Consider the following 22,914-nt stretch of genomic DNA (forward strand, 5'->3'; position numbering starts at 1 on the left):
CGGAAAACGGCGAATTATAGGAGGGATAGGATGAGTAAGGAACCTAAAGCCGATACTAAACCCACACAGCAGGTCGATAATCCCGATTTGCTGCTGAACGATGAAAAGCTGTCTGCCGGGCTGCGCCAGGAGCTGGAGCAGCTGGTGAAAGACGAACTGGCGGTGGAGAAGCTGACGGCCAACAAGGCGGCCTTCCTCAAAGCCTGGTTGAAGGACGATGCCCATCGGGCGGAGGACTATCTCGAGGGCCTCGGGGGCGAGCTGAAAACACTGGAAGAGCGCTATGGAGACTGGGTGCTGGAAGCCGCAGACCCCACCAAGGCCGCCTGGCCAGCGCTGATGCTGTGTATCCGCCGGGGAGAACCCTGGGCGCTGGCGGGAGAGACCGTCGGCGAGGGCGAGGAGCTGCAGTGCCTCGGTTGCGGCTACCGCGCGCTGCCGGATGCGGGCAGCCAGGTTACCCCCTGTCACCGTTGTGGCTACGGCTGTTTCCGTCAGGTTATCGGGGGGCTGGACGCCGGCTAAACCGGGGTTCGATTCGCCCGATTAACGAACCCGACCACACACTACAAGGGATATTCGCTGAGCAAGATGGAACTGCACACTGCCCTGGCCATACTCATCATGCCGCCATTTGCCCCTCTGGTTGGGCTCTTGATGGCCTTTGTGTTCTGGTTTTTCCCCGCAACCAATCCCCTTGCCAAATTGTCGCTGCCCCTGGCGATCCTGTGTTTTCTCACCTTGTGGATTTGTGCAACACCCGCCTTTTCGGGTTGGTTGGGGCAGCGCGTGGCCAAGCTCCAGCCGCCGGTGCCGGAGATTGAACCAACGGCGGTTGTGGTGCTCGGCGGCGGGCGCTACCGGGATGCCGTGAGCGGGGCTGAACGTCTGTCGGCGGCCAGTCTGGAGCGGGTGGCCTGGGCGGCCGCGCAGGCCCCGAAAGATCTGCCAATACTGGTCTCCGGCGGGCGCGTGTACTCGGATGAAAAGGTGCCAGAAGCCCAGCTGATGGCGGACGCGCTGGAGAATCTGTTTCAGAGGCCGGTGAGTTGGCGCGAGAATTGCAGCCGCACTACGGCGGAAAATGCCACGAACTCGGCGGCACTTTTGCACGACGCCGGCGTCGAAGGGGTGGTTCTGGTCACCCACTGGTGGCATATGCCCCGTGCGGCGGAGAGTTTTGCCCGCGCCGGCATTCAGGTGCAGCCACTGCCGGTAGGAAGTCCCGGTGAGCTGGTGCCCAGGGCCGAGAGCGGGTTGCTGCGCTGGTTGCCCAGTGCCGCAGCACTGTTGCGTAGTCAGGTGTATTGGCGGGAACTGGTCGCAGACCAGTGGTATCGGTGGCGGCCGCTGCCGGTACGGCGCAGTTGCTGAGGTGCAGTTGTTGAGGTGTGAGTCGCAGATGTCTGACTGTTAGTGGACGCCTGTTCAGGATTGGTGCTTGATGCACCCAGAATGAATAACTAGTATGGGCGCCCTCAGGGAAAGTTTCTCCTGAAACTTTGTTTTGGGACAGGGGGCCAGGAGCAGACCTCTGATGAATGGATCTCTTGACGTGAGTCGTGTTGCGTGCACGGCGGTTACGACCGAATTGCAGATAACAAGATAAGAATAATCGAGGTAACGTTCTGATGACGGGTATTCCTTCAGCCTTTTCCCCAATCCAGTTGCACAATCGTCTGAACCGTCCGGTGTGGATCGGCTTCAAGTTGACCCAGCGGGGCAAGCGTCAGCTGGTGATACTCACTGCTGGCGAAGAGGGTGCGGCCAAACTGAGCAAAAACTTCGAGACGTTTGTCGGACAGATTGTGCGCGAGTTCAAGCTGGACCCGGAGCAGACGGATTTCGTGGAGTTGCGCCAGGACAAGCGCGATAGTGAGGCCGGTGAGCACAGCTGGTTCCGTTGGCATGCACACTGGGTGGGCACTGCACCAATGGAGTGCAAGGCGGATCCGGTGACCTCTGAAGCAGCACGCAGCTATCTGGAAGACGCACTGACACGCAATACCGCCGCTGCCTGACCCCGCCAGCGACAATCGACTGCCAGAGCCCGCTATATGCGGGCTCTTTGCGTTGTAGGGTGGGGGTATCCGCTCAGTGTGTTTTCGACGAGGGGCGGGTTGCGCCATTTTCACCGGAGTGGCCCAGCAGCTCGGCGAGAGCTTTTTCCAGCGTGGGATACTGGAAGCTGTAGCCGCTGTCGAGCGCGGTGCGGGGTTCCATCCGCTGGCTGGCGAGCAATAGCTCGTTGGCCATTTCGCCGAACATCAGGTGCAGCATCCACGCCGGTGAGCGCATCAGGCAGGGGCGGTGCAGCTCGCGCGCCAGCAGGCGTGAAAAGCTGTTGTTGGTGACCGGCTCCGGGGCGCAGGCATTGAAGGGGACGCACAGGTGGTGGTCGATGGCGTGCAACATCAGGCCGACGATGTCGTCCTCATGAATCCAGCTCATCCAGTGTTCACCGGTACTCATGGGGCCGCCAAGCCCCAGGCGGAAAGGTGGCAGCATTTGCGCAAGCGCGCCGCCGTTGGTGGAAAGGACGATGGCGGTGCGCATGGTTCCGACACAGATGCCGGCCTGTTTCAGCGGCTCAGTGGCAGCCTCCCAGTCTTTGCACAGTTCTGCCGAGAAACCGCCGCCGGGGCCACTGCTCTCTTTCAGCAGCTCACCGCCGCGATCGCCGTAATAACCCACCGCAGAGCCGGAAAGTACATAACTGGGCGCTTTTGGCTGCGCCAGAATCCACTGCACAAGTTGCGCCGTGGTTTCCAGCCGGGAGCGACGGATTTCCTGCTTGCGCGCAGTGGTCCAGCGCTTGGAAATGGTTTCTCCCGCCAAATTGACGACAACGTCCACCGGCCCTTCGACCTGCTGCAGATCGCGTACCCCCTGGGCGGACTCGCCACAGAGTTTGTGTACTTTATCGGGAGATCGGCTGAGCACCGTGAGACGATGGCCTCGCGCCAGCCACTTCGCACAAAAAAGACGGCCTATTAATCCAGTGCCGCCAGTGATTAAGCAATGCATAAATCTGGCATCCGTGCCGCACATTGTTTGTTCTGTGCATGGAAAACATTGGCCCGGTCTGTGCCTTGCCGCATCGTGCGTGCGGTGGCACCGGGGGAGCGCTGGGTAACAACGACCTGCCGGACCCGTGGATCGGATGTATACGGCAAGTTTGCCCTCTGCGCCGGGTTGAATATCTCAGGATAATAGCAGCCGCCAAGGCGTTTGCGATGGGAGGCTGGCATTAAATACCTGAATTGGTGCAAGGGAAGTAAAAGGAGGCGGCATCGCAGAGTAAAAAACGCCTCGATGTCGCCAGCCGCCACGCGTGTGTCAGTCCGCCGCTTCGCCGGTGAACACCACCTCGTCATTTCCAGCGGGGCGGCGCTGCAACAGCGCCGACAGCACCAACATCAACGCGGCCAGAATCACCAGACCCCACACGCCGATGTGCATGAACGGCGTGTAACCCGCGCGGGACTCCACCTCGCCAACCATGTGCGCCTGCTCGAACTGGGGCAATTGCGCGGTGATGCGTCCGTCCGGGGCAACAATGGCGGTGACGCCGGTATTGGTGCCGCGCACCAGGTAGCGCCGGGTTTCCAGTGCGCGCATCTGCGCCATCTGCATGTGCTGCAGGGGACCGATGGAACGACCGAACCAGGCGTCGTTGCTGAGGGTCAGCAACACGCCGGCGTCGCCGCTGCTCTGGGCGACCAGTTGCGGATACACGATTTCGTAACAGATCAGCGGGGCCCAGTTGACGCCGGCAGCCTGCAGTGGCGACTGGTCGCTCGGGCCGGGGCGGATAAACGAAGTGGGCAGGTTAAAAAATTCAATCGTGCCGCGAATCCAGTCTTCCAGGGGGACATATTCGCCGAATGGCACCAGATGACGCTTGTGATACAGCTGCTGCTCTTTACCGAATACCGCTGCGGAGTTATGCACCACTTGCCGGAAATCCTGCTCCGTATCGTACAGAACCCCAGTGATCAGGTCGGTACCGGTTTGCTCCGCATTGTTCTGCAGGGCTTCCATCAGATTGAGGGAGCGGTGGTAGATAATCGGTAGGGCGGCCTCCGGCCAGATCACCACATCCACATCCTGGTTATGCAGTGTTTCGGTGGCGCTCTGGTAGCGCCGGATGGTCTCGCCGAGGAACGCCGGCTGCCATTTTTTTTCCTGCGGAATGTTGGCCTGTACCAGCCCGACCTTGGTAGTTTCGCCCCGTGCTGTGGTCCATTCGAGGTTGGACAGTACCAGCCCCATCGGCCATACAAGCATCGCAGTGGTGAGCAGCGCCAGCGCGCGCGGGGATCGCCACGAGGTGAACGTGCGGCGGATAAACAGCGCCGCGACGGCCGCAGTGAAGGCCAGCAGCAGGCCGATACCGTACACGCTCAGGATGGGTGCCCAGCCTGCGAGCCAGGTATGAATATGTGCGTATCCGGCGAACAGCCAGGGAAACCCGGTAAACATCCAGGTACGGCACCACTCGCTGACAAACCAGAGTGCGGCAAACGCGAGGGCGAAGGACACCGGGTTGGCGCGCAGCCGCGCCAGCAGCGGGAAGGGCAGGGCAAACAGCAGGGCCATGATGCCCACAAAGGCACCGGTCAGCAGGAATCCGAGCAGCGGCGAGGAGTTGCCAAAATCGGTGATGGAGACGTAAACCCAGGAGCCGCCGGTGGCAAACAGGCCGATGCCGAAACACAGCGCCAGCCAGAAGATGTTTTTCCCGGTCAGCGGGTTGCTCGCGCCTTCGCGCCCCGGGGCCAGTAACCAGGCAAACAGCCCCAGGGAAAGCAGGCTGCTCCACCAGAGGTTGTACGGGGCGAAAGAGAGGGTCAGAAGGCCGCCCGCGATCAGGGCGGCCACCAGAGGCAGGGTGTTACGCATCAGCCATCTTCTTCAGAGGGTTTGTCAAACCGACTGACACGCAGCAAATGAATCTGCCGGTTGTCGGCGTAGAGGACACGGAACTTGAACTCCCCGAGCTTGGTCATTTCATCGCGCCCGGGCAGGTGGCCGAAAGACTGCATGATCAGGCCACCAATGGTATCGAATTCTTCGTCGCTGAACTCGCACCCGAAGTACTCGTTGAAGTCCTCGATGGGGGTGAGCGCCTTCACTACAAAGTCGTTGTCGCTCACTTTACGGATAAAGCTATCCGCTTCTTCCTCGTCGGTCTCGTCTTCGATCTCACCGACGATTTCCTCGAGAATATCCTCAATGGTCACCACGCCGGAAACGCCACCGTATTCGTCGATGACCACCGCCATGTGGTAGCGGTTCTCGCGGAACTCACGCAGCAGGATATTCAGGCGTTTGCTTTCCGGGATGATATTGGCCGGTCGAATATGGTCTTCCAGGCGGAACTCGTCTACGCCCTTCAGCACCAGCGGCAGCAGGTCTTTGGCGAGCAGAATGCCGCGAATGTCGTCGATACTCTCGCCCACCACCGGGAAGCGGGAGTGTCCAGATTCGATGATTTTGGGAAGGAAGTCTTTGGGGCTGTCTTCGATACTGACTACCACCATCTGCGAGCGCGGAATCATGATCTCCCGCACCTGCTGGCTGGACACGTCCAGCGCACCCTCGATGATGGACAGGGCTTCCGCGTCGACCACCTTGTTTTCGGCGGCGTCCTTGATGATGTCCAGTAGCTCATCGCGGGACTTGGGCTCTTGTGAAAAAGCGCCCAGTATTTTGTCCAACCAGTTTTTCTCCGTCGAGCGGGGCCGGTTGGAAGAGGAGCTACTTGGGGGTTCGTCGGTGGTCATGGATGTGGCCATACTCCGCGTTACTCGTCGGTTCCGTTGTTCATTTGTTCTACCCGCGTGTCTTTTGCGGGCGCGTCTACAGGCCGGTAGGGGTCATCGATACCCAGCTCGGCAAGAATCCGGGTTTCGAGACTTTCCATGATCTCGGCCTCATCGTCCTCGATATGGTCGTAACCCAATAGATGCAGTGTGCCATGGACCACCATGTGTGCCCAGTGTGCGGCAAGGGCTTTGTGCTGCTGTTCCGCTTCCCGCGCGACGACCGGAGCACTGATGACCAGGTCGCCCAGTAACGGGAGGCCCAGTTCCGCGGGGATATCGGCGGGGAACGAGAGCACATTGGTGGGCTTGTCTTTACCGCGGTACTGAAGGTTCAGCGCCTGGCTTTCGTCGTCATTGACGATGCGCAGCGAGATTTCAGCTTCGGTGCGGTGTTCACCCACAGCGGCAGTTGCCCAGCGCGCGAGGTCCGCATCACTGGGGAGTGGGGAGCAGGAGGTGGCCCGCTGCACGTCCATATGGACGTCAGCAGGCGAGCGCGACTGGCTCTCGGACAGGTTTGCGTTCATGGGCGCGGCCTTAGGCCGCATCTTCTCCAGCGCGGCCAGCAGCGTTCAGTGCGGCCGCCTTGCGCGCTGCGCGCTCGGCTTCCTGCTGTGCTTCCACTTCCGCTTCGTGAATACCGTAGGCCTCCACGATACGTTGTACCAGTGGGTGGCGGACCACATCTTTGGCGCCGAAGTGGGTGAAGCTGATGCCGTTGACCTTGTCCAGTACCTCGATAGCGTGGCGCAGGCCGGAGGCGGCACCGCGGGGCAGGTCGACCTGGCTGGGGTCACCGGTAATCACCGCCGTAGAGCCGAAGCCGATGCGGGTCAGGAACATTTTCATCTGTTCGCGGGTGGTGTTCTGGCTCTCGTCGAGAATGACAAACGCGTTGTTCAGGGTACGGCCACGCATATAGGCCAGCGGCGCTACTTCGATGACGTTGCGCTCAATCAGCTTGCCGACGGTCTCGAAACCGAGCATTTCATACAAGGCGTCGTACAGCGGGCGCAGATAGGGGTCTACCTTCTGGCTCAGGTCGCCGGGCAGGAAGCCCAGTTTCTCGCCCGCTTCCACCGCCGGGCGCACCAGCAAGATACGTTCGACAGAATCCTTGAGCAGCGCCTCTACCGCACAGGCCACCGCCAGGTATGTTTTACCGGTACCGGCAGGGCCGATACCGAAGTTGATATCGTTGGTCTGCACCGCGCGCACGTATTTGCGCTGGTTGATACCACGGGGGCGCACGGAACACTTTTTGGTGCGGATCAGTACCATCTGATCCCCTTCGCCGTCTTCCATCTTCTGCTTGCCACTCACCAGCTCTTCCACGCCGGATTCCTGCAGGGCGAGGTGAATCGCGTCCGGGGTCAGGTCGTCGTTACCCCCGGTTTCCTGGTACAGGTTGCTGATGATTTCACCGGCCGCGCGGGCGGATTTGGCATCGCCATAGAAGGCAAACTGGTTGCCGCGATTGCGGATCTCAATATCCAGTCGCTGTTCTATCTGGCGCAGGTGTTGATCAAATTGGCCACAGAGGTTGGCCAGGCGGCGGGCGTCGTTTGGCTCAAGAGTGATACTGTGAGCGAGGGCTTGTGTTTCCAAATTGGTTTCCATGCACCTTTAGTCAGGGGGTTCAGTCTGTAGGTTATACCCATTTCCCTCGTGGGGGAAAGGTTGGTTTGTGACGAATGGGTTCTAAAGGGGCTTGGGGCTTATAACAGGGGAGTATGAGGGGTTGTGGTTGGTCTTTTGGATTCGGTGCTTCGTAGGTGGTTGTGTGGCGGCCCCGCTACCGATAGCCCTTTGTGAGACACGCCGTGAACCCATCCCTGGGGGCTCTTCCGCGAGGTCCCTCTCGCGGAAGGTCTCACAAAGGGCTATCGGCATCGGCGCCTTAGAATCACGGATTTGTGTTCTGCCAGCTTGAATACCACTTTGTCCGGACAGAATTAAGGAGTCACGATTGAAGGCGCTGATGCCGGGATTCGTTTCCGGGACCGTACGCGGCCATGGATGGCCGCGTCCGAGCGCACAGGGATGTGCTTGTAGCGTGTCCCGGAAACGAATCCCGGCAGCAGGGCCGCCACGGCGGCGCTAACTGGCTGCCCCGGAGCCCGAGTTAATTCAGCGGCCCATCCAGCTCCGAAGCCACCAAAGTTCCTCGCAGGGAGTTAGGGAGGGCTTCCTCGATCAGCACATCGGCAAACTTACCAATCAGCTCCATCTGGTCACAGCGGAAATTGACCACCCGGTTGTTTTCGGTCCGGCCCTGCAGCTGGCCCGGGTCTTTTTTGGACACACCGCTGACCAGAACGCGCTCCACATTACCCACCATGCGGCGCGCAATCTCCGTCGCCTGCTGGTTAATGCGGTGTTGCAGCAATTGCAGGCGGTGCTTTTTCACCTCTTCCGGGGTGTCGTCCGGCAGGTCAGCCGCCGGGGTGCCCGGGCGTGGGGAATAGATGAAGCTGAACGAAATATCGAAACCCACATCCTGAATCAGCTTCATGGTGGCCTCGAAGTCGCGTTCGGTCTCGCCGGGGAAGCCGATGATAAAGTCCGAAGACAGGCAGATATCAGGGCGGATGGCCTTCAATCGACGGATTTTCGACTTGTACTCCAGCGCCGTGTGGCCGCGCTTCATGGCCATCAGGATGCGGTCGGAGCCACTCTGGACCGGCAGGTGCAGGTGGTTTACCAGTTCGGGCACCTCGGCGTACACGTCGATCAGCGAATCCGAGAACTCCACCGGGTGCGAGGTGGTGTAGCGAATGCGGTCGATGCCATCGATGGCCGCCACATAGGTGATCAGTTCGGCGAAATCCACCATCTGGCCGTCTTCGCCCGGCGCGCGGTACGCGTTGACGTTCTGGCCCAGCAGGTTGACCTCGCGGACTCCCTGGTCCGCCAGATGCGCCACTTCTTCCAGTACATCTGCCACCGGGCGGCTGACTTCCTCACCGCGGGTGTAGGGAACCACGCAGAAAGTGCAGTACTTGGAGCAGCCTTCCATAATGGAGACGAACGCGCTCACGCCGTCGGCTTCCGGCTGCGGCAGGCGGTCGAACTTCTCGATTTCCGGGAAGGAGACATCCACCACGATGGCACCGCTCTGCTGCTTTCTGGTTTCCATCATTTCCGGCAGACGGTGCAGGGTCTGCGGGCCGAATACCAGGTCCACATACGGCGCGCGTTTGGCGATGGCCTCGCCCTCCTGGCTGGCGACACAGCCGCCGACACCGATCACCAGATCGGGATTTTTTTCCTTCAGGTGCTTCCAGCGGCCCAGCTGGTGGAACAGTTTTTCCTGTGCCTTCTCCCGAATAGAACAGGTGTTCACCAGCAGTACGTCCGCGTCTTCCGGGTCGTCAGTGGGGACCATCTGGTGGGATTCGCCCAGCAGATCCCGCATACGGGCGGAATCGTACTCGTTCATCTGGCACCCGTGGGTCTTGATAAAGAGCTTTTTCACCGGTTTTTCGGACAGTTCAGAAGACATAATGTGCCTGGTTAAAAATTGGTCAATTCGCAAAGGTTGGGCATTATACCGGCCCCTCCAGAGGCTGCATAGACATCGGTGATGTCCCGGCCCTGCACCCTAGTGCAATTTCCGGGCGCTGGTGCTAACCTTCCGCGCTTTTCGCGGATGTGGCCGCGAAACTATCGATTCGACACTAGAATTCACGGGGCATGCCTGTTCCGCCCCGGCCCATTCTGCCCCATTCCAGAGAGACCTATGTCCAACCCGACCTACAAAGTGATATTTCACAACCAGAACCAGGTGTACGAGCTCTATGCCCGCGCCATCTACCAGAGTGAAATGTACGGTTTCATCGAGGTGGAGGAGTTCGTGTTTGGAGAGAAATCGCAGCTGGTTGTGGACCCCAGTGAAGAAAAGCTGAAGACCGAGTTTGCCTCGGTGAAACGCTCCTACATCCCGATGCACAGCATTGTGCGTATTGATGAAGTGGAAAAAGAGGGCACCGGCAAGATCGTTGAAGTCAAGGGCGACAAGATCGCGCACTTTCCCTTCCCGACGCCCATGCGTCACCCGAGCGACAGTGACTAGGTGCGTGTGTCCTGCGGTGCCGGCAGCTAGTTATAAACAGTTAGCGACGCACAGTTGGTAAAAAGGCGGGCCCGGTGAGGGCCCGCCTTTTTTGTGTCTGCACACTGCGCGGTTTTACGCTCTGCGCGGGCGCCCGAACTAAGGCGGTAACAGGTGACTGCGTCTTTGCGCCTCGCTGAGGGCGTGCTGTTTGAGCATCAGATAGCGGCTTTCAGGGCGCGGTGCACCTTCTGCCCCGCTATTGGCCAGTGTCTGGAGCCACTGCTGGTATTGCTGCTCGTAGTTGGTTTCCCAGTGGGCGAGGTGGTCCTGGTAGCTGGCAAAGTTGTTGGCCTTCAGGGTATCCGTCATCGCCAGAACTTCTGCGTAGTGGGTCTCGAACAGAAACCGCACCGCCAGGTAGGTCCAGCTGTACACGTTATCCACGCCGTCACCGTAACGGGTGCCAAACGTCTCCCCGAGTGTTCGCGGTTGGGATTGGGATAGTGTATTGCGTAGCAAATCCAGCACCTCGGGGTTGGTATCCCCCATCGACAGGTACTCGGCCAGCCCTTCCGTCCACCACACCATGTTCCCCGGAAAGTGGTTGAAGCCACCATAGGACACGAAACGTCCCTCCAGGTAATGCACATACTCGTGTTCGAGGTTCCAGATGACGAACTCGGGCAGCAGCCACTGAGCCTCGTGGGCATAGAAGCTGGCCTCATTGTCCGGGTCTGAGGGGTTGCCCTCAATGTAGATGCCACCGTTGTCGGTGTTGATGCCAAACAGTGCATAGCCGTGCTGGTCGTACTCGTCGTAACTATCAAATACCACAATGCGCAGCGCTGTATTGTAATCGTCGGCTACCGGCACGAGCCCGGTTTGCAGGCGTTCATGAAAAAAGGTTTCGCTCGCGGCAAGCGTCGCGCATGACGCATTGAACTCCGTGTCCGTCATCGCCTGTGCCAGCAGAGTGAGTGTGGGTCCACAGACATGGGTTAGCGGCAGAACCTGGTCGATGGTTACGTTATCTTCACCGCCGTCATCGTCATCGTCCTCTTCCACGATGCCACTATCCGGCGGCTCCCCGGGGGAGCCATTTCCACCGGAGCATGCCGAAAGCATGAGCAGCGGGAAGAGGGTAAGGAGAACGGCGAGCGAACGGAGCGTTGACATGGTGTTACCGCGGATACTGTGGGTGATGTGCTGTCAAAAAAAAGGGCCCGGATGGGCCCGATGGTCTCAGGTGATGCGATGCCAATTAGTGGCTGTGCGGGTTGCCTCGCTTTTTGGCTTCTGCGGCGGAGTGGCGCATCAGCATCTGGTCACGCTTGCTGTTGCGCGGCGCACCCTTGGCCCCACTGTTCACCAGCCCGTCCAGCCAGTTCTGATATTCCGATTCGTAGCTGTTCTGCCAGTTGTTCAGGTAGGCGGTGTAGCTGCTGTAATCATTATTTTTAAGTGTGTTGGTCATGGCGATGACCTCGTCGTAATGACGCTCGAACAGGAAGCGGATGGCGAGGTAGCTCCAGCGGTACACCTGATCGGTTTTGTCGCGGTAGGTGGTGTCGAAGATGGAGGCAAGGCTGGGCTTGCGATGACGTGGCTTGTGGTTGCGTGCTACGGCAATGGCCTCCGGGTTGTCATTGCCCAGTGAAAGGTACTCCGCAAGGCCTTCCGACCACCACACCATATTGCCGGGGTAGTGATTGAAGCCGCCGTACGCAATGAAACGGCCATCCAGGTAGTGCACATACTCGTGCTCTAGATTCCAGATCGCAAACTCCGGGCGCAGCCAAGACGCTTCGTGGGCATAAAAGCTGGCCTGGTTGTCAGGATTGGACGGTGTACCTTCGATATAAATTCCGCCGTTGTTGGTATTGATACCGAAAAGATCGTAACCGTAGGTGTCGTACTGGGTGTAGTCGTCAAACACGACCACACGCAGGGCGCTATTGAAATCGTTGGGCACCGGCACCTGGTTGGTTTGCAGGCGCTGGTGGAACAGGGCTTCTTCCGCAGAGAGGTCTGCACAGGTCGCATTCAGCTGGCTTGCGGTCATATCCTGTGCGCGAATCTTTAATGTGCTGCTGCAGCTGTGCTGAATCGGAAGTACCTGGTCAATATCGGCAGCGGTGCCAGGCATTGCCAGCGCAGAAAGGAGCGAGGCCGCGACCAGCGACAGGTGCCGGGCGGTCTTGACGGGTGACGTAAGGGGGTTGCAGGGACTGGTATCTTGAGTGCGAGTCATGGGTGGATTCCTGTTGTTATTTTTTCTACCGGGGATGCCGCCATTGCCCATAGCAAGGATTAAATTTTTGTTATTGTGCGCAAAGCGACTTTGCAAGGTTATGCGATATTTGTTTTTGAATGCAATATTCTTTTTTGTGTGTGGCGCAAAAATCATTTTATATGGATGGCTGTTGACCTTTTGCGGAGGTAAGGCAGGAATGGCGGGAAGAATTGGCGCCAGATTTTCCTCATTGACATCACTTCATCGCATTGGCGCCACAAGGCCGCACAGGCGACTATTCTCAATGTAAGAGGTATTCCATTACTGGACGGTACACCGGAGCGTGTACTGGCCGGTGGGCGCACTTTCTACTGTTTACAGTGGTACAGGTGCGAGAGCTGTGGGGTACTTCCAAAACCTAAAATGTAGTGGAAGTTTTTAGGTGACAGCATGACTTCAATACCGGCCACCAAAGCCGCCATCTCTGCCCTGAAGATTGAGCAGCGCGTAGAGCGCGATGTGAAAGCGGGCATTCCCGAGCACGACCGTGTCAACCATACGGAGAGTGAAGAAAGCCTGCGCTCCTATGTGGTACGCGAGATTATCGGTCGCGTGCATGAAAACCGGCAAACCGAGCTGGACAAGGAACTGGCCGACAGAAGCGAGGTGAACATTCGCCAGCTGTTTCAGGATTTGAAAAATACTGATGCACTGGTCGATAAAAAAGTCAGTGCGCGCATGGCCAATCTGGTGAGCGGTTTGAGGCGCAGTGCGCAGGACTATTCAGCGATGCGAATGGATCTGGAAATCTTCCGGAACCGCAATGGCCTCACCCGTGAAGCGGATTACCGGGAGTCGAGGCTCCTGCATCACTCGGTCATTTTCTTTATCGTTATTCTGGAAACAGTGCTGAATGCATTCTTTCTATCCAAGGGTAGCGACCTCGGCCTGGTCGGTGGTTTCTTTCAGGCGTTCATCATCTCTTTGATCAATCTGGGCTTCGCCGCATTTATGGCGTTTTCGTTGAGAAACTGCTTTCACCAGAGCCTGTTCAGGAAGCTGGGTGCGGCTGTGCTGTGCAGTGCCATCGTCGCGACTTCAGTCACGTTTGTGCTGGGGGTGGGGCACTACCGGGAGGCCCTGGAACAAAATCCGTTTGCCGCCTCGCAGCTGGCGATGACGAGTCTGTGGAGTGCACCCCTGGGTATTCAGGACTTCAATTCCTGGATCATGGTGGTGGTCAGTGGTATCGCCTTGATTTTGCTGACAGCCAAGTTCTTTGTGGTAGATGACCGCTACCCCGGATATACCGCGATCACCCGTCGCGTAAGAAGGCTGCAGAGAGCCTGGGGGGAAGCCTTTGAAGACGCAGTGGAAAGTGTTAACGAGCTGGCGGATGAGATACACGAGGCACTCGCGGATAAAGAGAAGACCATGCGCGCAGAGTTTATCCAGTTCAAGGCGAGTATCGAGCGCAGCGAGGAAATCCACCGTCACTACCATGAGGATATCGTCAAGGCGCAGGGCCTGCTGGACGAGCTTATCCGCTATTACCAGTCGTATTCTGCACGGATGTTGAACCGTCGCGCGGCCTACTTTGGCGAGCTATTGCGCTTCGAGCTGGATAAGTTGCCCCAGTTGAACACCACAGGTTTGGAACAGCACCAGCGTGATCTGTCGGCATTCGAGGTTTTGATGGAGGAACTCGACGGGGTGTACACCGGAGCCATCGATACAGTGAACGACCGCTGTGAGTCTCTGCAGGAATCTCTTGCGGCGCTGGTTGACCAACTCGAAATGGATTACGGTTTGCGGAGAGCATGATGGCGTGGTTTGGCCGCGGTAAAGCCAGGCGCAAAGCGGGGCGCCGTGGGAGGATGACCCGTGAAGACCGGCGTGGGATCGTTGTATTCTCCGGGTGTCTGGTGATTCTTGCGGCCCTGGGTGCGTTCACCCTGAGCGTAGTGCAGGCACCCGAACGGGATTACGACAGGGTCACCCTGTGTAATCCCAACCTGCCGCGCTTCGCCCAGCACATCGTGGTGATCGACGCGTCCGATACCCTGTCGCCTCACCAGACACATTTTCTCGATACCCACCTCTCCAGCCTGCTCGCCGCCGCAGCGGTCAACGACCGATTCTCGATATTTGTGCTGGACGATCACTACAATGGATTGTCCAAACCCGTGGTGGACTTGTGCAAACCCAACTCCGGCAAGGATGTGAGTGCGCTCACGGCCAACCAGCAGTTCATACAGGCCCTGTATCAGGAGCGGTTCGAGCAGCCGCTTGGGAAAGCGATCGAAAAAGCCGTATCTGGCGGTGAGCAGCCGGTGTCGCCGATCTACGAGGCGTTGTCAGATGTAGCAGCGCTCAACCACTTTGACCCGGCGGCTGAAAATGTCCATCTCACCATCGTCAGCGACATGATCCAGAATTCCCGTGCAGGCTCGGTATTCAAGCGGGGCTCGGCAGCCATTGACCAGCTGCCCTTGATTGATTTGCGCCGTGCCCGCACCCGCGTCTTCTGGCTCGACCGCGCCAAGTACCAGCGCTACCAGACTGCCGAGCTGGAAGCCAGCTGGCAGGACTATTTAGGCAGCGTGTCCCGGCTTGAGCAGATCCAGCGCGTCAGGGATTAACGCCTGACGCGCGAACGACGCTGCTGGCTGTCCGCTACCGGTAACGGTCTTTCCGCAACTGGCGTTCAATTCCCTGTGGTCCCTCCCGATTCTGTTACGCTTGTTAATCCTGTACTTTCGCACCCGGGATAACACACATGAAACAGTGGTGTTCGAAAGCGGTATCCGTTGGCCTGTTGCTGATCCTGGCGCAGGTTTTTGCTATTGCCGGTGTGTCGCAAGAGGTGGAGAACTCTGGCGATGCCGACGGGCGTAAAAAGCCCCACATCGCGCAGCTCTCCATCAATGGCCCTATCGGCCCCGCCACCACCGATTACCTGATCCGTACCAGTGAAGCCGCTCGCGAAGATGGCGCGCAGTTGTTCATTGTGAATATGGATACCCCCGGCGGCCTGGACGCCGCCACCCGGGACATCATTCAGCACATTCTTGCCTCGGACATTCCCTACGTTACCTATGTGACCCCGGCTGGCGCCCGCGCGGCCAGTGCCGGCACTTATATTCTCTATGCCAGCCATGTTGCGGCAATGACGCCCTCGACCACGCTGGGCGCCGCCACGCCGGTGCAGATCGGTGGTATGCCCGGGCAGCAGGAGCCACCGGGGAAGGCCCCTTCCGATACTGCGGGTACCTCCGGCGATCAAGAGGAGGGAAGTGCCGGATCGGGCTCGAAGGAGGCTGAAGCAAAAGAGACGTCGAATAAGCCTGGCAGCGCCATGGAACGCAAGGTCGTCAACGACTCTGTGGCCTACATTCGCGGCCTCGCCCAGCGCCACGGCCGCAACGCCGACTGGGCCGAAAAGGCGGTGCGCGACGCCGCCACACTGACCGCCCAGGAAGCGCTGGAAGAAAACGTGATTGACGTGGTTGCCAGCAACCAACAGCAATTATTGGAGCAACTGCCAGACCGGGAAATCGTATTGCCCGCAGGCAAGCAAAAGATCGCCGGTGAAGTCGCAGACCTGCCGGTGGTGGCCTACGAGCCAGACTGGCGCAACGAGCTGCTATCCCTGATCACCAACCCCCAGGTGGCCTATATCCTGCTGCTGGTGGGCATTTACGGCCTGATTTTCGAGGGCTACAGCCCCGGCGCCATTGTGCCGGGGGTGGTTGGTGTCATCTGTCTGCTACTGGCGTTTTATGCACTGCAGGTACTGCCGGTGAATTACGCGGGGCTGGCGCTGATCATCGTGGGCGCATTGCTGATTGCAGCGGAGCTGTTTGTGCCGAGTTTTGGCGCGCTGGGTATCGGTGGGGTGATCGCACTGGTGATCGGCTCGGTCTTGCTGATCGACAGCGATGTGCCGGGCATGCGTGTGTCCAAGGCACTGATTGGCTCCATTGCCGCCGTCAGCGGCCTCGGTTTGCTGGGGCTGCTGTATGCGGTAGGGCACAGTCTGCGCAAGCCGAAGGTGGCCGCCAATAAGGCGATGGTGGGGCGCACGGCGGTGGTATTCGATTTGGCGCCGGAGCTGCTGGTCAAGATCGACGGCGAGATCTGGCGCGCCCGTTGCGACAGTCTGCTGACGGAAGGACAGCTGGTGACGGTCACGGAGGAGCAGGGGTTGATTTTGCAGGTTAGGCCGGAATAAGCCTTTAGGGAGCGATACTTATGATCAGTTACTTTGCCAGTCTGTTGATTCTGGCCGTTGTCTTTATCGTGATGTATGCGATCCGTATCCTGCGGGAATACGAGCGCGCGGTGGTGTTTTTTCTCGGGCGTTTTCAGGCGGTGAAGGGGCCGGGTCTGATCATCATTATTCCGGTGATCCAGACAATGGAGCGGGTGGATCTACGGGTAGTGGTGATGGATGTGCCGACCCAGGATGTGATCAGTCGGGATAACGTTTCGGTGAAGGTCAATGCGGTGGTGTATTACCGGGTGGTCGATCCACAGTCGGCCATCATCAATGTGGAGAATTACCACGAGGCGGTGAGCCAGCTTTCGCAGACGACGTTACGCTCGGTGCTGGGTAAGCACGAGCTGGATGAAATGCTGTCGGAGCGTGACAAGCTCAATGTGGATATCCAGAAGATCCTCGATGAGCAGACGGATGCCTGGGGTGTGAAGGTGACCAATGTGGAGATCAAGCACATTGATCTGGACGAGAGCATGATCCGCGCCATTGCTCAGCAGGCGGAAGCAGAGCGTTCGCGGCGGGCGAAGGTGATTCATGCCGAAGGTGAGGCGCAGGCCGCATTGAAGCTCACTGAAGCGGCGGATCAACTGTCAAAAAATTCGAATGCCATTACCCTGCGGTACATGCAGACGCTGATTGATATTGCCGGAGAGCAGAATTCCACGATTGTGTTCCCGTTGCCGATGGACTTGATAAAACCTTTGCTTGAACAACAGGGGAAAAGTGGAAGTTGAATTCGGTGGTTCCAATTAGGTCGTTGAGTGGCGGCAGAGCACTGGGGTTTCGCTTTCGAAACCGGGCTAGGCGCCCCCCTTCAATACATCCCTGTCGCCGACGCTTTCGAAAGCGAAACCCCAGCACTCTGCCTTCAATTCAAAGGTAGGTGCGTTTTATATGAAGGGGTAATTCCATATGAATAAGGCGCTGAACTTGATGCGAAGGTCGAGTGCCGGGTGTGGGTTTTCAGGAGCGTCGCAAACAGGATGTTTGCGCCGCAGCGCCCAGGGATGGGTTCACAGCGGTCCTGAAAACCCACACCCGGTGCTTGGCCGCCGGTAAAACCACTAAGCGGGGCCACTGGCTTTTCGAAGAAGTGAGAATTACTTAAGAAGAAGTTTGAGAAGATGGGCCGTGGACCCATCCCAATCCTCCGGAATCTCCCCATCAATGGCCGCATGCACGCCATTGCCAAGCACCTTGCCTAACTCCACGCCCCACTGATCGAAGGGATTGATGTCCAGCAGGCAGCCAAAGGTAAACACCTTGTGCTCGTACAGCGCCAGCAGGCTGCCCAGGTGGAACGGATCCAGCTTTTCCACAATCAGGGTATTGCTCGGGCGGTTGCCGGGTACCACTTTATGCGGTGCTAGCTGATGTACTTCTTTGTGGGTGTGGCCTGAGGCCTCCAGCTCTTTGCGCGCTTCGGCCAGGGACTTGCCTTTGAGCAGGGCCTGGCTTTGGCTCAGGCAGCAGGAAAGCAGCCACTGGTGCTGCTCCACCAGCTCGGAAGTCGGCTGTTTGATCGCCACAAAGTCCGCCGGAATCATGTCCGTACCCTGATGCAACAGCTGATGGAAGGAGTGCTGGCCGTTACTGCCTTCGGCGCCCCAGATCACGCTGCCGCTCGGGTAGGGTAGCGGTTGCGCATCCCGGGTTACGCTCTTGCCGAGGCTCTCCATATCCAGCTGCTGCAGCCACGCCGGGAACTTGGCCAGGCGCTGGGCGTAGGGCAGTACTGCCAGGCTGCCGGCACCCCAGCATTGGCGATACCAGAAGTGGATCAGTGCCATCAGCACCGGCAGGTTCTGTGCAAAAGCCGCTTCCGCAAAATGAGTATCCATGGCATGGGCGCCCTTCAGCAAATCACTGTAGGCGTCAAAGCCGCAGGCCAGTGCGATGGGCAAGCCGATGGCCGACCACAGCGAGTAGCGTCCACCCACCCAGTCCCACATGGGGAAAATATTCTGCGCCGCAATGCCAAAGTCCTGCGCCGCCACCAGGTTGCTGCTCACCGCAACAAAGTGTTTTTCAAGGTCAGATTCGGCACAGCCAGCATTGAGTACCCACTGGCGCGCGGAGAGGGCGTTCTGGCGGGTTTCCAGGGTGGAGAAAGACTTGGAGGCGACGATGAACAGGGTCTCGTCAGCGGGCAGCGAGGCGAGGGTATCACTCAGGTCGGCACCGTCGATATTGGCGACGAAGTGCACAGTAAGACCCTCTTTGTGCCAAGGGCGCAAGGCTTCGCAGACCATGCGTGGACCCAGGTCGGAGCCGCCGATGCCGATGTTGACCACATGGCGGATGCGCTTGCCGCTGAAGCCCGTCCAGTGGCCACTGTGGACCTGTGCGACGAACTTCTCCATCTGCACACGGCAGTCCGCTACCGCCTGCTCGTGCTCGGTGCCGGGCGCTCCCTGAAAGCGCAGGGCGGTGTGCAGTGCCGGGCGATGTTCGGTGTTATTGATGGTGGCGCCGCTGAACAGTGCCTGGATGCGCTCTTGCAGATGTGCGGTATCGGTATATCCCAGCAACAGTTGCCGTGTTTCTGCACTGAGCAGGTTCTTGCTGTAGTCCAGATAGATGCCCGCAGCCTCGGCACTGAAGTCCTGGGCGCGGTCTGCTGACGACGCGAACAGATCTCGGAGCGACCAGCGCTGCTGGTCCTTGTGCTGCTGTAATTTTGCGATGGCGGCGGACAGGGGGAGAGCATCCATGATCAAAGATTCTTTGCTGATGGTGAGAAAGGAAAGGCGCAAATATTAGCGACAATTGGCCGGTGCGGCCAGTTTGGCTGACAAATCCGCTGGCTTTGGGGGACGCTGTATAGCGAAGTGACAATAGAATGCTGTGTGTACTGGTATCGGCTAGAGGAAGCGGTATTTAGGCGAAGAGCGGTCTGTGCAGGTGTCGTGGGGAGGGAGTGAGGTCGTCGTACGCTTTGGTGCTTGCGTTACTTTTTCGAGGTCTGTTTACAAGCCACGCTCTCAAGTCAAATTAGCTGAGCCCAAAATGCAAAATGCCGCTTCGAGAAGCGGCATTTGCATGGACCTGAAAGAGAGCGGTTATTTAACCACTTTCATACAGCGCACGTTATCGGATGCCATCCAGCAATCCGCGTCCGCAGGACAGGCCATTGAAGTCGGAATTTGTTCTGACCCAGGCGGGCAGGCGGCCGGCATCGGAGCCGGTGCACAACAACCTGCGAGGACCAGTGCACAAATAATTCCGGTTAAGTACTTGGCTGGAGTGAAATTCATCCCCTAACTCCTTTCCGTTGATGTTAGTCAATAGCATAGACAATAAAACGTCACCTGTTTGGTGTGCTTTGTAAAAATCTTTTCTACAAACATACCGCCCAATGGAGTGTAATAGGCGTGCGGTTAAAATAGCCGCCAGAGATGAATTCAGGATAAAACCGCCGCCACTTTGTCACCGTCACGGGCCTGAATTTAAAGGGTTATCCGCCAAATTGCGCATTTGCCCATTGCCGGGCGGGCAAGAATTTTTTTCAGGGCACTGAAAGCGGATTTATTTTCCTTTTTGGGTGCACTGTTTTGCGATAACCCGCGCCAGAAAGTGTAAAAAACAGCTGGAATGCGTGAAATAAAGTCGATGAATTGCGCGCATATTTTTATGCGCGCTGTGCAGACAGGGTAGGAGACGGGTTACTTTGGCGCGCGGATGTTTTTATTTCAATTTCCGCTGGGAGCCAGAAATTCACCAAATGCGCGCGCCACGCACTCTTTGCGTTCCGGGTTTCTCAGCACGCCGAGCAGGATGTTGCGCAATTGTGGAAGAAACAGCAGGTCGGTGAGCAGCAAGTTAAAGGTTTGCTGGGGCTGGCTGTCACTCAGGTTTTCCAGCCACAGCTGTGCAAGCTCCGGCACCTGAAGATCGTCACTGCAGCGGCTGCCAATTGCGGCCAGTACCTCGCCCTGGCGCCCAACCTTACCCTGCAACACCTGCAGCAACCACTGCTGGCGCATGCCCCCGGCAACGCTGTGGGATACGCCGCGGATTACGCCGATGATCAGATTCAGGTCGGGCTCACTGTCTGCCAGGGTCTGTTGTGCGCGGTGAATCAGCGGCTCTGCGAGCCTGTGATCAATTGCCTCGCTCTCCAGGCACTGGCACAGGGGAACCAGTGCGGGGGTGGCGAAACGAGACAGGTTCGCCGCCAGTGCCTCCCGCTCTTCTTCCCAGCGCACCGCGAGGTCCGCGATACCCTGCAGGGCCAGCTGGTCCCATGGGAATGAGGCCGGATCTTTTGCGTAGGCGCGTGCGGCCGGGTAGTGGTCGCTGGCCGGGCGATGCAGCAGTTTCGCGGCCTTCGCATGGAACACAGCGCGCTTTTCTGCCGCAGGGGTAAACACCAGCCCGCTGTTCTCCAGCGCCTGCTGCAGGTGTTTCCCCGGGTCCTGCTGCCCGTTACTGCCGTTTCCCTCAGGGTAGAGCGCCCCGTGCAGCTGTTTCAGGAAGCGGTCGCGGATCGGCAGCAGGAGCTTGCCCTGTTCGTCGAGCGGCAACTGCAGGAACCACACCACCGGGTCGCCGCCGGCAGGATCTGTTGGCCACAGTAACAGGCCGCACCAGGCCTGGCGCAGGTACGGGTATGGCCAGGGCGCGGTGCCTGCCTCGAACGCTTCTGCAGTTTTCCGGCTGACTGGCTGCACGCGGCGGCCCACATCAAACCACCGCAGGTTGAATGCTGCGGAGGAGATCAGATCGGTGAGGGTATTCGACATCGGTTCGGTTAGGCCTTTTCTGCATCCGGCAGGGCTTGCTGGGTGCCCAGTGGCATCTGCTTGAAGTGCAGCCAGCCGTAGGCGATGGCCAGCAGCGGGCAGATGATGTTGAACAGGGCAAAGGGCGCATAGGTAAATGTGGCGATTCCCAGGGTGGCACTCATGTAGGCACCACAGGTATTCCAGGGAATGAGCACCGAGGTGATGGTGCCGGAGTCTTCCAGCGTGCGCGACAGGTTCAGCCCGTGCAGGCCCTTGCTTTCAAAGGCCTCGCGGAACATGCGGCCGGGGATGATGATCGCCATGTACTGGTCGCCCGCCGCGGCGTTCATGCCGAAACAGGTAAGAACCGTTGAAGTGATCAGGCCGCCCACAGTCTTCACTCCGGAGAGCGCCCAGTTCACGATGCGCTCCAGGAAGCCGGCACGCTCCATCACACCACCAAAGCCCATCGCGGAAATGATCAGCCAGATGGTGTTCAGCATGCTGCTCATACCTCCCTTGGAGAGCAGGGCGGCAACGGCTTCGTTGCTGGATGTGGATTTGTAGCCGTCAAACAGGCTGTGCCACGCCCCCTTGAGCAGGCTCAGGGGGCCTTCGCCGCCGGCCAGCTGACGGGTGGCATTGGGCTCGAAGATCATGGCGATCAGACAGCCCACCAGCGCGCCGATAATCAGCGTGGGATACGCGGGGATTTTTCTCCACGCCATAAACAGCAGCAGTGCCAGCGGCAGCATACTGACGATGGAGATGCTGAACTCCTCCTGCAGGGAGCCGAGCAGTTTCTGGATATCGTCCGCCGAGGCGTGGTCGGTGTTGGCGGTGAGGCCGATGGTGGCAAAGACTACCAGCGCGATGGTGAATGCCGGGATGGTGGTCCACAGCATGTGGCGGATATGCAGGAACAGGTCGTTGGAGGTGACCGCCGCCGCGACGTTGGTGGTATCGGACAGGGGCGACATCTTGTCACCAAAGTAGGCGCCGGAAATGACCGCACCGGCGGTGATGGCGGGGTTGAGGCCCAGTGCGGCCGCGATACCCATCAGTGCCACACCGAGGGTGCCCGCGGTGGTCCAGCTGGAGCCGATGCTGAGCCCGACAATGGCGCAGATGATACAGCTGGCGGCGTAGAACCACTGGGGTGACAGCATTTGCACCCCGTAATAGATCATTGAAGGCACGGTGCCAGCGAGGATCCAGCTGCCGATCAGCGCGCCCACCGCCAGCAGAATCAAAATGGCACCAAACACCAGGCTCATGCCATGCAGCATGCCGCCTTCCATCTCTTTCCAGGTAAAGCCGTTCTTCATGCCCATCAGGGCGGCAACCCCGGCGCACAGCAGCAGCGCGATCTGGTTGGGGCCGTAGGAGGAGTCGGCGCCGAAGAAGTAGACGGAGAGGGATAGTAGTGCGATGAGTATCAGCAGGGGGATCAGTGCATCCAGCAGGCTGGGGGTGTGGTGCGAGTACTGCGAATCCTGCGGCTGGGACTCACTGGCATTGCCGGGACTGGTCTGGCTCAAGGTGCTCTCCTATATCTGGCCTCAGTCGGGCCTCAGTCGGGCCGCCCTGCTCGTGGCGGGGCTGCCGTTCAGTTTCTTGTTATGTGTGACGCAAAGCGGTCTATTCTCGGGGCGGGGCGGATATATGTCCATAGTGGCCGGATGCGGGGTGATTACAGACGCGGATAACCGCAGAGTCCGCCGAGGCACTGGCAGTTCGCCCGCGCATCCGGTATGTTCTGCGCCGGTTTCGCCCGCCGCACC

The 22,914-nt window shown here is 58.8% G+C and carries 19 protein-coding genes; 8 read left to right on the forward strand and 11 right to left on the reverse strand.

Annotated elements, in window-relative coordinates; all coding sequences use genetic code 11:
- The first annotated feature begins 30 nt into the window (after positions 1-30).
- The 3 genes from JF535_RS08375 (at position 31) to JF535_RS08385 (ending at position 2,021) form a co-directional block, all read left to right on the forward strand.
- Complete coding sequence (locus JF535_RS08375; protein ID WP_207001141.1) at positions 31-525, forward strand: zinc ribbon-containing protein; 495 nt, start codon at positions 31-33, stop codon at positions 523-525.
- A gap of 66 nt (positions 526-591) precedes the next feature.
- Positions 592-1,374, forward strand: a complete 783-nt coding sequence (locus tag JF535_RS08380) for a YdcF family protein (RefSeq protein ID WP_207001143.1) — start codon at positions 592-594, stop codon at positions 1,372-1,374.
- Between the two features lie 257 nt (positions 1,375-1,631).
- A complete protein-coding gene (locus JF535_RS08385) occupies positions 1,632-2,021 on the forward strand; it encodes a hypothetical protein (RefSeq protein ID WP_207001145.1) in 390 nt (129 codons plus the stop codon).
- Positions 2,022-2,094: 73 nt separating this feature from the next.
- Here the strand turns inward: JF535_RS08385 and JF535_RS08390 are convergent, their stop codons facing one another.
- From JF535_RS08390 to miaB, 6 genes are all read right to left on the reverse strand, one after another.
- On the reverse strand, positions 2,095-3,051 hold the full coding sequence (locus tag JF535_RS08390; RefSeq protein ID WP_340674147.1) for a TIGR01777 family oxidoreductase: 957 nt from the start codon (positions 3,049-3,051) through the stop codon (positions 2,095-2,097).
- Positions 3,052-3,339: 288 nt separating this feature from the next.
- On the reverse strand, positions 3,340-4,905 hold the full coding sequence (gene lnt, locus JF535_RS08395; RefSeq protein ID WP_207001149.1) for an apolipoprotein N-acyltransferase: 1,566 nt from the start codon (positions 4,903-4,905) through the stop codon (positions 3,340-3,342).
- On the reverse strand, positions 4,905-5,801 hold the full coding sequence (locus JF535_RS08400) for an HlyC/CorC family transporter (RefSeq protein ID WP_207001157.1): 897 nt from the start codon (positions 5,799-5,801) through the stop codon (positions 4,905-4,907). The genes lnt and JF535_RS08400 overlap by 1 nt, the downstream gene beginning before the upstream one ends.
- Positions 5,802-5,809: 8 nt before the next feature.
- Positions 5,810-6,358, reverse strand: a complete 549-nt coding sequence (gene ybeY, locus JF535_RS08405; protein ID WP_242523766.1) for an rRNA maturation RNase YbeY — start codon at positions 6,356-6,358, stop codon at positions 5,810-5,812.
- A gap of 10 nt (positions 6,359-6,368) precedes the next feature.
- Positions 6,369-7,451 carry a PhoH family protein gene (locus JF535_RS08410; RefSeq protein WP_207001159.1) on the reverse strand — a complete coding sequence of 361 codons (1,083 nt, stop codon included), beginning with the start codon at positions 7,449-7,451 and terminating at the stop codon, positions 6,369-6,371.
- Positions 7,452-7,956: 505 nt separating this feature from the next.
- Entirely contained in the window at positions 7,957-9,336 is a 1,380-nt protein-coding gene (gene miaB / locus JF535_RS08415; RefSeq protein WP_207001161.1) for a tRNA (N6-isopentenyl adenosine(37)-C2)-methylthiotransferase MiaB, read from the reverse strand.
- A 237-nt stretch (positions 9,337-9,573) separates the two neighbouring features.
- Between miaB and JF535_RS08420 the strand changes: the two genes are divergently transcribed.
- Positions 9,574-9,906, forward strand: a complete 333-nt coding sequence (locus JF535_RS08420) for a DUF1820 family protein (protein WP_207001163.1) — start codon at positions 9,574-9,576, stop codon at positions 9,904-9,906.
- A gap of 138 nt (positions 9,907-10,044) precedes the next feature.
- Here the strand turns inward: JF535_RS08420 and JF535_RS08425 are convergent, their stop codons facing one another.
- Together JF535_RS08425 and JF535_RS08430 are read right to left on the reverse strand one after the other, a co-directional pair.
- A complete protein-coding gene (locus tag JF535_RS08425; RefSeq protein ID WP_207001165.1) occupies positions 10,045-11,064 on the reverse strand; it encodes a collagenase in 1,020 nt (339 codons plus the stop codon).
- An 85-nt stretch (positions 11,065-11,149) separates the two neighbouring features.
- Positions 11,150-12,139: a collagenase gene (locus tag JF535_RS08430; RefSeq protein WP_207001167.1), complete on the reverse strand. Its 990-nt coding sequence runs from the start codon at positions 12,137-12,139 to the stop codon at positions 11,150-11,152.
- A gap of 432 nt (positions 12,140-12,571) precedes the next feature.
- Between JF535_RS08430 and JF535_RS08435 the strand changes: the two genes are divergently transcribed.
- The 4 genes from JF535_RS08435 to JF535_RS08450 all read left to right on the forward strand — a co-directional run bounded on the left by JF535_RS08435 (position 12,572) and on the right by JF535_RS08450 (position 17,137).
- Positions 12,572-13,945, forward strand: coding sequence for a hypothetical protein (locus tag JF535_RS08435; RefSeq protein ID WP_207001169.1), 1,374 nt, complete (start codon positions 12,572-12,574; stop codon positions 13,943-13,945).
- A gap of 53 nt (positions 13,946-13,998) precedes the next feature.
- Positions 13,999-14,763: a hypothetical protein gene (locus JF535_RS08440; protein ID WP_207001171.1), complete on the forward strand. Its 765-nt coding sequence runs from the start codon at positions 13,999-14,001 to the stop codon at positions 14,761-14,763.
- Positions 14,764-14,900: 137 nt separating this feature from the next.
- A complete protein-coding gene (locus JF535_RS08445; RefSeq protein WP_207001173.1) occupies positions 14,901-16,355 on the forward strand; it encodes an NfeD family protein in 1,455 nt (484 codons plus the stop codon).
- A gap of 20 nt (positions 16,356-16,375) precedes the next feature.
- A complete protein-coding gene (locus JF535_RS08450) occupies positions 16,376-17,137 on the forward strand; it encodes a slipin family protein (protein WP_207001175.1) in 762 nt (253 codons plus the stop codon).
- Positions 17,138-17,503: 366 nt separating this feature from the next.
- On the opposite strand, the gene pgi is transcribed toward JF535_RS08450, so the two are convergent.
- From pgi to nhaC, 3 genes are all read right to left on the reverse strand, one after another.
- Positions 17,504-19,117 carry a glucose-6-phosphate isomerase gene (gene pgi / locus JF535_RS08455; protein ID WP_207001177.1) on the reverse strand — a complete coding sequence of 538 codons (1,614 nt, stop codon included), beginning with the start codon at positions 19,115-19,117 and terminating at the stop codon, positions 17,504-17,506.
- A gap of 978 nt (positions 19,118-20,095) precedes the next feature.
- Complete coding sequence (locus JF535_RS08460; RefSeq protein WP_207001179.1) at positions 20,096-21,148, reverse strand: DUF3549 family protein; 1,053 nt, start codon at positions 21,146-21,148, stop codon at positions 20,096-20,098.
- 8 nt (positions 21,149-21,156) lie between these two features.
- Positions 21,157-22,671, reverse strand: a complete 1,515-nt coding sequence (nhaC, locus tag JF535_RS08465; protein ID WP_422880007.1) for a Na+/H+ antiporter NhaC — start codon at positions 22,669-22,671, stop codon at positions 21,157-21,159.
- Positions 22,672-22,914: the final 243 nt, after the last annotated feature.

Origin of the sequence: Microbulbifer salipaludis (assembly GCF_017303155.1) — a bacterium.
In the GTDB taxonomy this organism is placed as follows: Bacteria; Pseudomonadota; Gammaproteobacteria; order Pseudomonadales; family Cellvibrionaceae; genus Microbulbifer; species Microbulbifer salipaludis.